The organism is Leucobacter albus (genome assembly GCF_039528015.1).
Taxonomy (GTDB): Bacteria; Actinomycetota; Actinomycetes; order Actinomycetales; family Microbacteriaceae; genus Leucobacter; species Leucobacter albus.
Genome location: NZ_BAAAKZ010000001.1, coordinates 235,393 through 251,559 on the forward strand (window position 1 = coordinate 235,393; position 16,167 = coordinate 251,559).

10 protein-coding genes are annotated in these 16,167 nt (G+C 69.3%); 7 read left to right on the forward strand and 3 right to left on the reverse strand.

All coding sequences use genetic code 11. From position 1 onward, the window contains the following. Positions 1-85 precede the first annotated feature (85 nt). Positions 86-1,255 carry an acetyl-CoA C-acyltransferase gene (locus ABD115_RS01085; RefSeq protein ID WP_343957305.1) on the forward strand — a complete coding sequence of 390 codons (1,170 nt, stop codon included), beginning with the start codon at positions 86-88 and terminating at the stop codon, positions 1,253-1,255. 90 nt (positions 1,256-1,345) lie between these two features. On the opposite strand, the gene ABD115_RS01090 is transcribed toward ABD115_RS01085, so the two are convergent. Next, positions 1,346-4,141 carry a helix-turn-helix transcriptional regulator gene (locus tag ABD115_RS01090; protein ID WP_343957306.1) on the reverse strand — a complete coding sequence of 932 codons (2,796 nt, stop codon included), beginning with the start codon at positions 4,139-4,141 and terminating at the stop codon, positions 1,346-1,348. Positions 4,142-4,501: 360 nt separating this feature from the next. On the opposite strand from ABD115_RS01090, the gene ABD115_RS01095 reads away from it, so the two are divergent. The 5 genes from ABD115_RS01095 (at position 4,502) to ABD115_RS01115 (ending at position 13,751) form a co-directional block, all read left to right on the forward strand. After that, on the forward strand, positions 4,502-8,470 hold the full coding sequence (locus ABD115_RS01095; protein ID WP_343957308.1) for a DUF7927 domain-containing protein: 3,969 nt from the start codon (positions 4,502-4,504) through the stop codon (positions 8,468-8,470). Between the two features lie 113 nt (positions 8,471-8,583). After that, positions 8,584-10,143, forward strand: coding sequence for a SpaH/EbpB family LPXTG-anchored major pilin (locus ABD115_RS01100; RefSeq protein ID WP_343957310.1), 1,560 nt, complete (start codon positions 8,584-8,586; stop codon positions 10,141-10,143). 49 nt (positions 10,144-10,192) lie between these two features. After that, positions 10,193-11,320 carry a class C sortase gene (locus ABD115_RS01105; RefSeq protein WP_343957311.1) on the forward strand — a complete coding sequence of 376 codons (1,128 nt, stop codon included), beginning with the start codon at positions 10,193-10,195 and terminating at the stop codon, positions 11,318-11,320. Further along, positions 11,317-12,828, forward strand: coding sequence for a SpaH/EbpB family LPXTG-anchored major pilin (locus ABD115_RS01110; RefSeq protein WP_343957313.1), 1,512 nt, complete (start codon positions 11,317-11,319; stop codon positions 12,826-12,828). The genes ABD115_RS01105 and ABD115_RS01110 overlap by 4 nt, the downstream gene beginning before the upstream one ends. A 2-nt stretch (positions 12,829-12,830) precedes the next feature. Beyond that, complete coding sequence (locus ABD115_RS01115) at positions 12,831-13,751, forward strand: class C sortase (RefSeq protein WP_343957315.1); 921 nt, start codon at positions 12,831-12,833, stop codon at positions 13,749-13,751. A gap of 3 nt (positions 13,752-13,754) precedes the next feature. Here the strand turns inward: ABD115_RS01115 and ABD115_RS01120 are convergent, their stop codons facing one another. Further along, positions 13,755-14,075 carry a hypothetical protein gene (locus tag ABD115_RS01120; protein ID WP_343957317.1) on the reverse strand — a complete coding sequence of 107 codons (321 nt, stop codon included), beginning with the start codon at positions 14,073-14,075 and terminating at the stop codon, positions 13,755-13,757. 49 nt (positions 14,076-14,124) lie between these two features. After that, on the reverse strand, positions 14,125-15,276 hold the full coding sequence (nagA, locus tag ABD115_RS01125; RefSeq protein ID WP_343957318.1) for an N-acetylglucosamine-6-phosphate deacetylase: 1,152 nt from the start codon (positions 15,274-15,276) through the stop codon (positions 14,125-14,127). 116 nt (positions 15,277-15,392) lie between these two features. On the opposite strand from nagA, the gene ABD115_RS01130 reads away from it, so the two are divergent. Beyond that, a complete protein-coding gene (locus tag ABD115_RS01130) occupies positions 15,393-16,112 on the forward strand; it encodes a VTT domain-containing protein (RefSeq protein ID WP_343957320.1) in 720 nt (239 codons plus the stop codon). Positions 16,113-16,167 lie beyond the last annotated feature (55 nt).

Consider the following 16,167-nt stretch of genomic DNA (forward strand, 5'->3'; position numbering starts at 1 on the left):
CCTGGGCACAACGTACGTGCGCGCTGCCCGCGAACCCGGCACAATGAGTGAGTAGAGACGTCTGTCGCAATCGAGGAGGATTTCCATGACCGCACTCATCGCGGGTTACGCACGCACGCCGTTCACCAAGTTCACCGGGCAGCTCGCGGCCGAGACGGCTGTCGCCCTGGGGGCGCACGCGGTGAAGGCGGCGCTGGCGCGCGCCGGCGTTGCCGCCGACGCGGTCGACCTCGTCGTCGGCGGCCAGGTGCTACAGGGGGGCGCCGGGCAGAACCCCGCCCGCCAGACAGCAGTTGGTGCCGGCATTCCTATGGGCGTGCCGGCGATCACGCTGAACGCGGTTTGCCTGTCGGGCACCGAGGCCGTGTCGCAGGCGGTGCGCCTCATTAACTCGGGCGAGGCCGAGATCGTCGTCGCCGTCGGGCAGGAGTCTATGACCCTCGCCCCGCACGTCATGCCGCTCCGGGCCGGCACGAAGTACGGCCCGGCCACCCTCATCGACACGGTCGAGCACGACGGGCTCACCGACGCGTTCGACCAGGTGGCCATGGGCGCGCTCACCGAGACCGGTAACGCCCCGCTCAAGCTCACCCGTGAAGAGCAAGACGCCTTCGCGGCCGCGTCACACCAGCGCGCGGCCGCCTCTGCAGAGTTTCTCGCCGCCGAGATCGAGCCCTACACGGTGAAGACGCGCCGCGGCGAAACCGTGGTCGCTGCAGACGACGGCGTGCGCGCAGACACCACGGCAGAGGGCCTCGCAGGGCTGCGCCCGGCGTTTGCGAAAGACGGCACCATCACCGCTGGCAACGCCTCCCAAATCACCGACGGCGCGGCTGCGCTCGTGCTCGTGAGCGAGGCCGCCGCCGAGCGGCTGGGGCTCAGCCCCATCGCCAGCGTCGAGGCGACGGCGTTCGTCGCTGGCCCAGACTCGCACCTGCACTCGCAGCCGTCGCGGGCCATCGCCGCTGCGCTGCAGAAGGTGGGGGCCCAGGCCAGCGAGCTTGTCGCCGTTGAAATCAACGAGGCGTTCGCAGCCGTCGGCATCCAGTCAACGCGCGAGCTGGGCATCGACCCCGCGATCGTGAACCAGCACGGCGGCGCGATCGCCCTCGGCCACCCCATCGGCGCCTCGGGCGCCCGCATCGTCGGCACCCTCGCGCGTCAGCTCGCCGAGGCTGGCTCTGGCTCGCTCGGCGCAGTTGGCATCTGCGGCGGCGGAGGCCAGGGCTCCGCGGTGGTGCTGCGGGCGCTGTAGGCATGTGAGCTGATCGGCCCCCGGCTCCGGCCCCGGCTCCGACTCCGGGGCCCGGCGCCGGCGCACCCGCCGGCGCAACCGCGAGCCCCGCTACCCCGCCGCCGGAAGCGGCGCCGCGAGCAGACCCATTTTGCCCGCGCGCAGAATCGCCGAGTCGCGATCGCGCACCCCGAGCTTGCGGTACACCGCGGCGAGGTGCTTCTTCACCGTGCCAGCGGTGACAAAGAGGCTTGAGGCCGCTTGATTCGCGTTACGGTGCTCGGCGATTGCGAGGAGCGTGCGCAGCTCCATTTCAGTGAGCTGCTCGAAGCGCTGCGCCCGCGCCGGGCCAGGGATTCGCTCGACCATGTCGACGATGTCGCAGACACCGGCCTCGCGGGCGGCGACGGCGAGGCCGTGCAGCAGCTCGTACGGCACGCTCAGCAGCATCGCTGGGAGAAAATACTTGTCGATGAGCTCCACAGCCGCCTGCAGCGCGGTGAGTGCCTCGTCTGTATGGCCGCAACCCCAGGCAGCAACCGCGGTGATGAGCCGGCGATCCACCCGCTGGCGCTTCGTCGTTCCCGGGTCGCCGACTCCCTGCGCGAGCAGGAGTGCCTCGACGTCGTTGCCCGAGAACACCTCGAGGCGTGCGCGCTCGAGCCGAAACGACGGCTCATCGGCGGGGCCGCGGGCGATGAGCTCGGCCGCGCGTGTGAGGTTGCCCACCGAGCTGTTGAGCATCGCCTCGAAATTGACGATGTAGGGGCACCAAGCCTTCGGAATCGGCGCGAGCTGCGTACCCGCGGCGAGCCCCGCGACGAAGTGAGTGAGGGCGAATTCGATGCCGCGGCTGCCCCGGATAGCGGCGGCCTCCGCGATGAGGAGCATCGGCCACGGCTCGAGCCGATCGCCGATGAGCGAGAGCCGCTCGCGCGCCCGCTCGAGCAACGCCCCGTCACCGTTCTCCTGCGCGAGGTGCGCCCGCGCGATCTCAGCACCGACCCACGCCAGCCCCGGGGCGGTCGCGCCGCTCGTCGCGACGTGCGTGTCGAGCTCATACAACAGCTCGCCAGCGCGCCGAATGTGGCCGTCGATCGTGTCGGTGAACGCGAGTTCTGCGAGCGCGCCGACGAGCCAGTTCGCGCCAGATTCGGCGTCGGTCACCGTGCGGGTCGAGGCGTGGGGGAAGCCGTGCCACGGTGCGCTGATCTTGCGCTCGGCGTGCCGCCGCAGCCGCTTGAGGTTGCGGCGCGCCCTGCCGAAGTCGCCGACTGCGAGCGCCGTGCCCGCGAGCTCGCGGTAGAAGACCGAGAGTGAGCCGTTGCCAGCGAGCACCGCGCCGGCATCGTCTGAGTCGGCTAAGGCGACGGCCGCGCTGGCAGCGTTTGCCGACTGGGCCAGTGCCTGCGCGGGTGTGAAGCGCGCCTCAATGTGGTGCAGTAGCGCCCGCGCAGCGTCGAGGTCGCCGAGCACCCGGTTCATGACCATCGACTCGCACAGCAGGTGCAGGTGGAGCGGCCCTGGCGCCGTCTTGGCGCCCTCGGGGAGGCGGCGAGCGAGCCCGCTCTGCCAGAGCTGCAACAGATAGCGCAGCCGCGACGGCGACACCCCGACCTGCGGGTTCTCGAGAAAGAGCAGCGCGGCGGTGAGGGTCGGGTAGGTGTGGAGCACGCTCTCGGGGAGCGCGCGGAGCATGCTCGCGCAGGCGTCGCCCTCGTCAGTGAGTGTCGTGAAGTTCTGGGCGAGCACGACCTCGGCCGCCGCGAAGTCTTCCGCGGCGCAGAACAGGCGAAACGCGGTGAATGGCGCCGTGGCGGCGATCTCGGCGGCGCGCCCGCGGTACAGCGCCTGGCGCTCAGCGAGCGGAATTGCGTTCGCCGCGAACTCCGCGAAGGGGGTGCGCATTGCCCGATGGCAGCGGTACTCGGGCGGGCCGGCTTCGCCCGTTGGAACGAGAAAGCCGAGCTCGGTGAGGTGCTGCACCGTTGCGGTCGCGGCGGCATCGTCGGTGCCGAGCAAGTCGCGAATCTGCGCGAGGCTGAACGAGTCGATTTGCGCCGAGGCGAGCACAACGCTGCGAGCATCGGGGTGCATGATTTCGAGCGAGGCGAGCGCGTACGCGCCAAGGTTTGCGAGAGGGTCGAACGTGCGCGCTGCCGGCCCGCCCGACCACACCCGCCCCGCCGCCGTGTCTGCGTAGAGCACGTCAGAGCCCAGATTGAGCGCCGCGCGGATCGCCAGCGGCCAGCCGTCACAGCGCTCGATTGCTGCGGCGAGGCTCGGGCTCACCGGGACGCCGAGTGACTGCGCGAGCTCGGCTGCCTCGGCCGGCGTGAGCTTGAGATCGTCGGTGCCGATGATGCGCACGCGGGTGGTCGCGCTCACGAGCGGGCCGTCGAGGAGCGTCACCCTGCGCCCGATGACCACGAGCGACAGCTGCGGCGAGGCAGCCGACAGCTCAGCGAGCGCCATATCGGTGGCCGCCGAGGTGATGAGTTGGTAATCGTCGACGACGAGCGTGATGCCGCTGCGCAAGCCCCTGGCGAGCGCCAGCACGGAGGCGGCGGGGGCGGTGCCCTCGGCGGGTCGCGCGTCAGAGAGCGGCGCGAGAACGGCGATCATACTTTCCCAGAGTGGTTGCGAGGGGCCCTGCACGCAGTGCAGCCAGCGTACGGGAAAGGCGCCGGCAGTGTCGCCCCCAAGCCAGTCTGCGATGGTGGCGGTCTTCCCGTACCCCGTAGGGGCGCACACGAGCGTGAGTCGCTGCATTCCGGCTGAACCAGCGGTCTCTTCGATGAGGCGCTCGATCAGGCGGCACCTGCTTGGTAGCGCCACCCGTGCGCCGTCGATCACCGCGCGTCGGTCATGAGGTTGGGTACCCGGGGCGTCGTTAAACCGCAGCATGGGTACCTTTCGTGGGTGGGGGAAACGTTGGGTGAAGCGCCCAGGGGGTAGTGGCGGTGGGGCCGTTTCCCTCGAGGGAGAAGAACAGGGGGAAGGTCTTGCGTAGGAGCGTACGCACACCTCAGCACCAGCCTATGCTGAACGACGGCGCGATGGAACCGCTGATTTTGCTGCGGTAAATTCCTGGTCCGCGCCGACAGGGTTCGCCCGCTGAGATTTGGGGTCTCGCGGCGAACCGTTCACACCAGAGTTGGTCTTGGGGAAGACCAGTCTCGCGCGTCGCACACTCGTGCGCGCAACGTTAATGGGGGACAGTTGGGGAAGCCTCGCAATAGGGGGATTGCGACGAGCGCGCTCGTATTGAGCGCGCTCGTCGGAATCATCATGCCGCTCGGAGACACCGCGGCGTCTCCTGCGTACGCCGTCGAGCGCACGCAGGCGACACCTGAGGCGAACGCGTCCGACGCAGCGCCGGAGCCCACACAGCCGTCGGGCGACGACCTTGCGCCCCAGCAGCGCACGTCGCCTGGCGACGGTTCAGAGAGGGCCGACGCAGCAGATCAAGCAGACGCGGGCGACACAGACGCGGGCGCAGCCGACGCTGATCCCAAGGCCACGCCCGATCGGCTCGCCGCAGCGCCCCGCGCGCAGGCCGGCCCCGCGCTCACCTGGTCGGTGGCAGACGCCTCGGGCGCCGCTGTCGCAGGGGCCACCGTGACCGTGCAGGGCCCGGCGAAGAGCACCGCGACGGGCGGTGTGAACTGGGGCAAAACGTACACGGTCACAGACTGCGCGGCCGGGAGCTGCGCCGGAGATTCGATGGATCAGGATCCGCGCGCGGGCTATTTCTCGGTCGACAGGCTTGTCGCCGACGGCTCCGTCACGCGTCTCACCAACGCGGCTCGCGGCGAGCGCTTCCGCATCAAACCGGTGAGCGCCCCTCTCGGCTACGAGTTCACGCGCGCTGAGTGGGTGGAGATTCCGACGTCACAGTGGTGGGCATCGGCGCTGCCCTCGCCGAACCCGTGGGCAGGCGAGAGCTTCAGTTTCGGTACGTTGCGGGTCGCCAAAGCTGAGCCGCTCGGTTGTGTTGCCGGCACGATCTACTCCGTTGCGAAGACGGGGCAGCTGCAGCAGCTCGTTGTGAACGATAAGGGCACAGCCGCCGCGGTGAGCATCGTTGGCGACGCCGCCCCGGGCCGCGACCGAGACTTCAATGGGCTCGGTGTTGGGCCAGGCGGCACGGCCGCGTACGCCTTCGAGCGGATCTCGGGCTCGCACACGAACGACGTCTACCGATTCAATCTCGCGGCCAAGGAGTGGCAGCCCCTCGGAGTCTCGTTTTCGACAGCGAATACCCAGGTGAATAAGAACTGGAGCATCGGCGGTGCGGTCGACCAGAACGGTACCTACTGGGCGGGTGGGTTCTCGCAGAACGGGTCGCGCTTTCAGCTGTGGGCACTCGAAGAGGGCGCAACCACTATGGAGCCGCGCGGCCTCGTTGAGGTGCCCGGCCCTGCCCTGGGGCGAGACCAGACTCCGAACGGTGACTTCGCTTTCGACAGCCTCGGTAACCTCTACCTCATTCGCGGCGATCTCAACAGCCGCGCGCTGTCGGTGTACCGAGTCGACGCTGCAGCCCTGAAAAAGGCGTCGGGGGTTGAGCCCGTGCGCGGAGTCGTGCAGCTGCCCTCGGCGAAGAGCCCCTTCGGTGGTGTGAACGGCATTGCTTACGACCCGACCGGGCTACTCTACTTCGGCAGTGACAGTGGCGGAACCTCTGCGCTGAGCTCGGTGAAGCTGCCGTACGACAACGGCAAACCGAGCGAGCCGACGCTCCCTAGAAACCCAAAGTTCAGCACCTCAGACCTCGCCTCGTGTGGCTACCCGCCGACCGTGACGCTGCAAAAAAACCTGCCAGACGGCCGGGTCGCGGCCGCCGACCAGTTCAGGCTCGAGCTGAAGAGCGGCGACACATCGCTCGGCGTCACCGAGACCAAGGGCGACGCCGTCGGGCCGCAGCCACAGACCCTCGGGCCCATTCCGGTGACCTCGGGCGGCACGATCTCGATCTCGGAGACCGTCGTCGGCAACACTGGGCCTGGCAACTACGCCTCGCGCTGGGAGTGCACCGTCGGCGGCACCGTCATCGCCGAGGGCACGGGACGCTCGAACGCCACCCCCATCACCGTGCCGGCGATGGCGCAGGGCGAGGAGGTGCTCTGCACCTTCACGAACACGATCGCGCAGGCGACGAAGACCGCGGTCCCGGCGTCTGGCACCGCGGTGCACCGCGACGACGCCCAGGGCGGCATCGTGCGCTACACGCTCGGTTTTGACAACAGCACCGGCCCGACGGCGTCAGACGTGCTCTACAGCGATTACCTCGCCGACGTGCTCGACGACGCCGTGTTCGTCGACGGTAAGGGCAACGTGTCGAAGACCCCCGTCGTCACCACGCAGGGCGGCATCGTCTACGATCAGGCGAAGCACTGGAACCCGAAGCAGCAGATCTTGCGCGTCGAGGGCAAGGTTGCCGCGCACTCGAAAGCATCGCTGAGCTTCTCGGTGCGGGTGCTCGAGAACTCGGTGAACGCCGAGGCGCGACAGAAGGCCTCTGGCGCGAAGGCAGCGCCGCAGGGCTACTTCCTGCGCAACAAGCTCGCGCGCGGCACCGCAGACACCCCGCCTGCCGAGTGCAAGCCGGGCCTGTGCACCGAGCACCCGATTCAGGCGTGGAGCGTGACGAAGGGCTCGCTGCCAGCCGACGGCGCCAGGCTGCACAAGGGCGGCAATGTGCACTATAAGGTCACCGCAACAAAGGCGAACGCCGGCACGACGCTCACCGGGCTCGTGCTCGAAGACGATGTCACCCATGTGCTGAAGACCGCGGGCTGGGCTCCGGGCGCCGTTGTGCCCGGCGGCGCGGCCGGCAGGGGCGTGTACCTTTTCAACGCAGACAACCGCACGATCGGGCTCGACGGCCAGCCGACCGAGGGCCCTGCGAGCACCCTCACCCCGGTGCGCGAGGTCGCCGCCCCAACGCAGGTGAACGTCGCGCCGACAGGTCAGCCTGAGGATCTCAGGTGGATCGTGACGTCGGGTGAGCCCATGGATCTGCCGGCCGAGGCCGTGCGCGCCGAGCTGTGGTTCGCCGTGCAGGCCGCCGAGAGCCCGGCCGAACGCCCGATTCCCGACCCGCAGATCTGGGTGGGGCAGGGGAAGGTGCCGACCTCGGGCTGGAAGTTTGCGAACTACGCGACCGGCACCGCGAAGTCGGGCACGGGTGCGGCCTCGCGCACGTTTGCGCCGAACGAGTGCGCGACGGGCAGCGTGCGGGCGAACACCTCGCTCGCGCCGAACGCGGCGGATCCGGTCGACCTGTCATTCCCCGAGCAGTGCCGCGTGCAGCACGAGCTGAGCCAGAACTACTTCACGATTCGCAAGGATGCCGGCGGAGCGGGCGTGCAGGCGCTCGCGGATGATCGCGACTGGGACCCGGACCCGACGGGCCTGTGGAACATGGTGGGGCACGAGTTCGAGATTCGCGACCACGATGCGAGCACCGGCAAGCCCACGGCCTACCCGTCGGTGCAGCTCTGCCGCACCGACTACGACCCCTACGCTGCGAAGAACCCGTGGCGCGGTGCCTGGGTGACGCCCGCGGCTGCGGCCGACGAGTCGCGGTTCGCGTTCGGCGCCGAGGGGGCAGCGATTCAGCAGCGGATCCTCGACTGGAACAACGATCACCCGCCGGTGAACCCGGGCGACAAGCCGCTGCCCGTGTGCGGCACGATCTACGAGATCGGGTCGGGCGCGCAGCAGGGTAGGTGGCGCTCCGAGAACCTTGAGGCCGGCGACTACTGGCTCGTCGAAACCAAGGCGCCTACTGCGCAGGCTGCCGAAGACGCGACGTCGAGGGCACCGCGTGAGGTGCCTGGCGTGCAGCGCCTCGCCCAGCCGATCCAGTTCAAGATCTGGCCGGAGCAAGACGGGCCGTCGCTCGGTGTCTCGGCGATGCAGGGGCGCGGTCAGCTCGACGTGAGCGATGGCGCGGGCGGTTACCTCGAGCGCTGCAACCCCGGCCAGCAGCAGCCGAACGGGCAGTTCGAGCCTCGCGGCACGGTCGCGGAGCGCGACACCGCGTGCGTGAACCCGACCGGGTATCTCATGCTCGTGAAAGACCCTGTGCCAGCGCCGCTCCCGCTGACCGGCGGCATCGGGCCCTGGCTGCTCTGGGGTGGCGGGGCGCTCGCGCTCGCGGTTGCCGCGGTCGGCACCCTCTGGTGGCGCATGCGCCGCCGACAGGCGCCGCGGCACGCGGCGTAGCCCGCGGGATCCGATCTCGGGCATCGGGCCCCGACGGCTTCGCCCACTCAGTTTTCACTCACCAGGTTTTACATCTCTCAAAGCAACACCATCGTTTTCAAGAAGGGGAAACAATGTTGAACACCAAGAAACGCGGCATTCTCGCGAGCGCCGGTGCGCTCGTGACTGCCGTCGCGCTCGCATTCGGCGGCGCGGCAGCAGCAAACGCCGCTCCGGCAACCAATGCTCCCGAGCGCTCTGGCCTCGTCATCACGAAGCTTGAGCAGCCCGAGGCAACCGGAGACGCGGCGACGGGCCGGCCGCTCGAGACCCTGCCCGGCGAGACCATCGAGGGCGTCAGCTTCACGGCGCACCGGGTGCCGCTTGACACCACGAAGGGCGCGACCTCGCACGAGGCGCAGCAGGAGATCGCCGGCATCTCGCTCGCCGAGGCGCAGCAGCGCGTCGACGCGGTGCAGACCTGGGCGCCCGAGCAGACCCGCTCGGGCAAGACTGACGGGGCCGGCGAGATTCGCTGGGTCGGCGCGTCGGCAACCGAGGGCGACCTCGGTGCCGGCCTCTGGCTTATTCGCGAGACCGCGACGCCCGCCGGCGTTGTCGCAGCAGGCGACTTCCTCGTCGCGCTGCCGCTCACCGAGCCGACGAAGAAAGAGACCTGGCTCGACACGGTCTACGTGTACCCGAAGAACCACACGATCTCTGGCACGAAGACCGTTGCGAACGCCGACAAGCTCGTCGTGGGCGACACCGTGACCTGGACGGTCTCGATCAAGAACCCGAGCCCGCGCGACCCCGCGACTGGCAAGCCCGTCGCGGTTGAGATGTTCCAGATAACCGATGAGCTCGCCGCAGACTACCTCGCGCTCGCCAAGGGTCTCGACAGCGTCACCGCGCAGCTCACCGAGCCGAACACGCCGAGCCCGAAGACCGTCGATCTCGTCGCGGGCGACGCGGGCGACTACACGACCGCGCTGGCGGGCAACACCGTCACCGTGACGTTCACCGCCACGGGCCTCGCGAAGCTCGCAGAGAACGCGGCGTTTGACGCGACCGTGAAGCTCGAGACCACCGTGCTCAAGCAGGGCAGCATCAAGAACATCGCGCAGTTCACCACCTCTGCTTCGCAGCCGAAGAAGAACACCACCGAGGCCGAGATCAAGTACGGCGACTACCAGCTCGTGAAAGACACCGAGGGTGCTCCGAAGGGCACCGATGTGAGCCTTGCCGGCGCCGAGTTCATGGTGTTCGCAGACAAGGCAACAGCCGAGGCAGCGCTGAAGGGCGACTCGACTGCTCGTAAGGCAGCACTCAAGCCCGAAACCGGCGGGCACACCGACGGCGTTTGGTCGACCGACGAGACCGGCAAGGTGCTCATCACCGGCCTGCGCTACAGCGAGCACGCAGACGGCGCCCCCGTTGCGAAGCAGGGCTACTGGCTCGTCGAGACCAAGGCGCTCGAGAGCCACCAGCTGCTCACCGCACCCGTCGAGTTCTTCGTGAACGACACCTCGGGCACGCAGACCGCCCAGGTCATCGTGAACCAGTACGACCGTGGTGGCTTCGTGCTGCCCCTCACCGGTGGCACGGGCACGCTCATGCTCACCGTCGCGGGTATCGCACTGCTCGCGATCGTGCTCATCGTGGCACGCCGTCGCCGCCAGGCTGCCGAGTAACCCCTCACTCCGCGCAGAGAACGATAGGTAGCAGGAAAGGAGGTGCCCGATGAGTCACGCACTCGTGCATGAAGCGCCGGGCACCTCCGGCCCCCGCGCAGATCGAAACGATGCCGCGGCAGCGCGCAAGCGGGAGCGCCGCGGCGGCAGGCGCCTCGGGGCGCCGATCGTGCTGCAGGTGATCGCCATGCTCGGTATCGGCGCACTTGTCTACCCGGCCGCGGCCGATTGGTTCGCGGCGCTCGCGCACACCGAGGAGCGCGCTGGGTACGTGCGCGAGGTCGATCAACTCACCCCAACTGAGCGCGCCGCGGCCCTCGAGGCGGCACGCACCTACAATGCGAACCTGCCGGCCGGGGCGCTCGTCGACCCGTACTCGGCAGCCGGCGATCCCGTCGCCGAGGCGGCAGACGCCGCAGCCTACCGGGCCTACGAAGACGTGCTGCGGGTGCCGGCTATTGACGACGACGGCACCGACAACGCCGGCACCAACTCTGCTGGCACGGCTTCTTCGGGCACCCGCGCCGCCAACACGCGCTCTGCGGGCACCGACGTGATCGGCGAGGTCGTGTACCCGCGGCTCGGCATCGGGCTGCCCGTCTACCACGGCGCAGGCGAGGCCGCGCTCACCCGCGGCGTCGGCCACCTCTACGGCTCTTCGCTCCCCGTCGGAGGGGAGTCCACGCACTCCGTGCTCACCTCTCACTCGGGCCTCGTGCACGCCTCGCTGTTCACGAAGCTTCCCCAGGCGCGCATCGGCGACGTGTTCGAGGTGCGCGTGCTTGGCGAAACCATGTTCTACGAGGTCGACGGCCTCGAAACCGTCGAGCCCTTCGTTACCGACTCCCTCAGCGTCGCCCCGGGTGAAGATCGGGTGACGCTCTTCACCTGCACCCCCATCGGGGTGAACAGCCACCGCTTCCTCGTGCACGCAGTGCGGGTGCCGCCGCCTACCGGCAGCGCGCCCGCTACCGCCGCCGGGTCGGCTGGCTTTCCGTGGTGGGCGCTCATATTTGCCGGGGGCGCGGGTGGCACAGCCTACCTCCTGTTCGCGCCACCGAGGGGCCGCGCAGCCCGCGGCCGGCGAGCGGGCTCGGGGCCCGCCGCTCCCAAGTTCGACCCGACCGGTAGCAGCGCCGACGCTGCGCAGGTCACCCACGAGAAGAGGACCCCATGAAGGCCCGGCAGTCAGCCAGCGCGGTCTCGGCAGCGCGCTCAGGATCCGCCACGCTGCGGATCTCACCGCCAAGCACCGCGCTGAGCCGCGGCGCGCTCGCCGGTGCGCTGATGGCGCTGCTCGTCGCGCTTGCCGTGCTCGCCGGGGGCCCCGCGGCGCTCGCCGCAGACGTCGTGTTCCCCGCCGGCCCGAAGACGCTCGTGATCCACGCGGGTGCGGCGCCGGGCGACACGAACCGGCCGGGCCTCGCCCCCGCCGAGACCGGGGCGGCAGGGCACACCTACGAAGTGAAGCGCGTGCCCGGCTTCAGGCTCGAAACGACTGTCGACTGGAACCGCGCGGTCGACCTCACCCCCGAGGAGGCGGGTGCGCTCACCGCGAACGAACCGCTGGTGCGCGAGGGCGAAACGGGCGCCGACGGCACCCTCGTGTTCGACGGTCTCGCCAACGGGCTGTACCTCGTGACCGAGACGGCGGCGCCGGCCGGCGCGATTCTGGCGGCCCCGTTTCTCGTCGTACTGCCGCTGCCAGACCCCGCCGATCCGAGCGAGTGGCTGACGACGGTGCACGTGACCCCGAAGACCGCCAGGGTCGATGTGCGGCTCGGCGTGCGCGACGCCGCGGCTGTGACCTGCGGCGACCCCGTCGCCTGGGCGTCGCTGAGCGCTATTCCTGACGTCACCGAGCTCGCGAGCTATCGCGTGCAGCAGGTGTTTGCGCCAGGCGTCTCGTTGCTCGGGGCGGTCAGCGACACGACCGTCGAGATCACCGGGCAGCCGGCGCTCGTGCCTGGCAGCGACTACACCGTCGCGGCGGTCGTGGTCGACGGCCGCGAGGCCCTCGAGACCGTGTTCACGCTGGCCGGCATCGCGAAGCTGCTTGCCGACCCAGCCGCCGAGCTGAAGATCGGTTACGTGGGGTCTGTCGCAGCCCCCGGCGAATACACGAACGAGGTGCGCGTGCACGCGGGAGACGCGGGGGTCGTCACCGACACAGCGACCACGAAGTTTGGGCCGCTGCGGCTCCTCGTGCACGAGAAGGGCGAGCCGGGCAACCTCATCGAGGGCGCCGACTTTCGGCTGTACGCGAGCCTCGCCGACGCCCGCGCCAGCGAGCACGCCATCACATTCGCCGCCGGTGCAGACCTGCGAACGGCCGCCGACGGCAGCGTGACCGCTGAGTGCCTGCGCTACTCGGGCTTCGTCGACGGCCTTGACCGTGAGCCGGGCAGCGAGCTGTACCGCGACTACTTCGCGAAACCCATCTCGTACCCGGCCGGCTGGGTCGGCGAAGACGTGATTCTCTCGGGCGGAGTGCACTCGGTGAACGACCCCGAGACGCTGAAGGCCGTTGTGTGGAAGCGGGCAGGGGAGCCGGGCGGGCCAGGCGTGCCGCCCGTGTTGAGCGAGACCGGCGGCCGCGTCGCAGCTGCCGCGCTGCTCGGCGGAGTGCTTGTTGCGGTCGGTGTCGTTGCTGCGTCGCGTCGCCGCCGCGAGCGGGGAGCCTAGTGGTGGCCGGCGCCTCCCGCGGCACCGCGCCCCCGAATGGGCGGCCCCGCCGCGCGCGCGGGCCGCGCGGCCTGAACATCGTGTTGCAGGGTGTTGCGATGGTCGCGATCGGGTTGCTCGTCTACCCCGACGCGGCGAGCTGGGTCGCGCGCATCGGGCACAACGCCGAGATCTCGGGGTACGTGCGCCAGGTCGACGGCACGACTCCCGAGGAGCGGCAGCGAATTCTCGACGCGGCCTACGCCTACAATGACGAGCTTCAGCCTGGCCCGCTCACCGACCCGTACATCTCGGTGAACGAAGACGAGGCCGAGCGCAGCGACCTCTACCTCGCCTACGAAGAGATGCTGCGGGTGAGCGGCACCGACGCGATCGGCACGATTAACTACCCGCGGCTCGACATCGCGCTCCCTGCCTACCACGGCACATCCGACGAGGTGATTTCGAAGGGCGCCGGGCACATGTACGGCACCTCGCTGCCCGTCGGCGGGCCCTCAACACGCTCGGTGCTCACGGCACACTCGGGGCTGCCGCACTCGAAGCTCTTCACGAAACTGCCGCAGGCGAAGGTCGGCGACACGTTCTGGATCAGCGTGCTCGGCGAGGATCACCACTACCGAGTCGAAAAGACCGAGACGATCTTGCCGGGAGACACAGAGTCGCTCGAGATTCGCGAGGGCGAGGACTGGGTGACGCTGTTCACCTGCACCCCCATCGGCGTGAACAGCCACCGGTTCATGGTGCACGCGGTGCGGCTGCCCGATTCCGAGGCGCCGCAGAACGAGACGCTCGGGGGCGACGGCGTCGAGCTCGGCTTCCCGTGGTGGGCGGTCTGGTTCGTCGCGGGCTCCGGCGCGGTCGCGTGGCTGCTCTTCGCACCGCCGCGTAAGAGGCGGGCGCCGAAGCCGGGCGCTGAGCGGTAGCTGCTAGGAGTCGATTGCGGCGATTGCCGCGATGAGCTCCGCCGTGAACTTCGAGATGGCCTCGAGGTCATCGGCGCCGTGGTTCAAGGTGAGGTACGTGTTCGCCTCCCAGCTGGCAACCTCGACGTATTCAGGGACATCGAGATGGGCGATCAGTTCGGCGGGGTCCCGAGTCGGGGCATAGCTCAGGTTGATCGCTGAGTAGGTCACCTGAATCCACCCGTCTGGCGGGAATGTGCCCTCGGCGAAGTAGCCTCGATCTCCGTTGTCGATGGTGTGCTGCAGTGCCTCGGTGAGCAGGGCGTGAATCTCGGTGGCGTTCATGTCCAGAGGTTACCAAGCTCCCTCGGTGGGCCTCGGTAAGCTTCGGGGGTCAGACGCCGTCAACCCAGACGCGTTTCACGTGCAACTCGTCGTCGAGGAGCACCGCATCGGCGGCGTATCCAGGCCGGAGCGAGCCGAGATCGTGGCCGCGGCCGATCGCTGCTGCGGGCGTCGAAGTGAGTGCCCGAAGGGCTTCCTCGAGCGAGACGCCGCACGCGGTCACGGTCTGCCTGAGTGCCGCATCGAGCGTGAGCGTGGAGCCCGCGATCGCCCCGCCCTCGACGAGTCTCGCAACCCCGGCGTCGACCCGCACGGGCAGCGAGCCGAGCATGTAGTCGCCGTCGTGCGCGCACGCGGCGACCATTGCGTCGGTGATGAGCGCGACGCGCCCCTGCGCCTGGGTGAAGACGAGGTGCGCGAGGGCGGGGTGCACGTGCACGCCGTCGTTGATGACCTCGAGGGTGACGTGCGGGGATTGGAACGCCGCAGCGATCGGGCCGGGGGCGCGGTGGTGCAGGCCGGGCATCGCGTTGAACGTGTGGGTGAGGATGCTCGCGCCGGCGTCAAACGCCGCGAGCGCCTGCTCGAAGGTGGCGCTCGTGTGGCCGACGGCGACGGCGACACCAGCGTCGACGAAGGCCCGCACGGCTGCCTCCGCGCCGGGAAGCTCGGGCGCGAGCGTGATTTGTCTGAGCGTGCCGTTCGCTGCCGCGAGCATCGCCGCGGTCTCGGCGGGCGACGGGGAGCGCAGCATCTCGGGGTCGTGGGCGCCGCGGTACTCGTCGGCGAGGAACGGGCCCTCGAGGTGGCTGCCGAGCACTCCGGGCTCCGACTCGGTGAGCGCCGCGATCGTCGCGAGGTGGCCGAGCAGATCGGCGGGGCGCCCGGTGACGAGCGACAGCACGGCGCGGGTGGTGCCGTGCTCGCGGTGCGTGGCGATGACGTTGCGGATCGCGTCTTCGCCCTCCTCGTTCGCAGAGCCCCCGCCGCCGTGCACGTGAATGTCGATGAAACCGGGGGAGAGGGTCTGGCCCGTCGCGTCGACGATCTCGCAGTCGGGGCCCGCGGCGGAGGCGAGCTCACGCCAGGAGTCGCCGGCTCCGGTCGCCTTGACGACTCCGCCGTCGAACTGCACCCAGGCGTCTGCAGTGCGCACCCCATCGGTGATGAGGAGGGCGCTGTGGATGATGGTGGCGGTCATGCGATCAGGCTCCGGCTCGGGTGGCCTCGGTCGCGGAGGCGGCGCGCGGTGGGCCCGATGCCCACTATCCATACGCTTCCGAGTTTACGCCAGCTCTGGCCTGGTAGCTTTAAGGCGTGAATTCGCTGCTTGCCCAGATCGACCTGCCCGCGCTGTCGTCGACCCCCGCGCTCCTCGGTATCGATTGGCTCGACCCCGAAACGCTGCTCTCCGCTGGTGGGTGGATCGCGCTTGTGCTCGCCTGCGCGTTCGTGTTCCTCGAAACCGGCGTGCTCGTGCTCGCCTTCTTGCCGGGCGACTCGCTGCTGTTCACCGTCGGCCTCTTCAGCGCGACCGGCATCATCGACGTTCCGATCTGGATCACGTGTGTGCTGCTGTTTATCTTCGCGTTCGCGGGTGATCAGCTGGGCTTCACGCTCGGCCGCAAGCTCGGGCCGGCGATCTTTAACCGACCCAAGAGCCGGTTCTTCAACCCCGAGAACGTGCAGCGCACGCACGAGTTCTTCGAGAAGCACGGGCCGAAGGCGATCATCATCGCGCGCTTCCTCCCCATCATCCGCGGTTTCGTGCCGGCGGCGGCGGGCGTCGGGAACATGACCCGCAAGCACTTCATGGTCTACAACGCGATCGGCGCGCTGCTCTGGGCCGTCGGTGTCACGCTGCTCGGCTACTTCCTCGGGCAGATTCCGTTCGTGCAAAAGTACAGCGAAGTCTTCATCATTGTGCTCGTGCTGATCCCCGGTATCCCTATCCTCATCGAGCTCTGGCGCGCGTTCGCGAGCTGGCGCCGCAAGCGCCGCGGTGCGGCTGCCGAGGACGTCACCGACGCTGCCTAGGCTGCCCTCGGGCAGGTCTTAGGAAAATCTGAAGATTTTCCTTGCGCTCGATGAG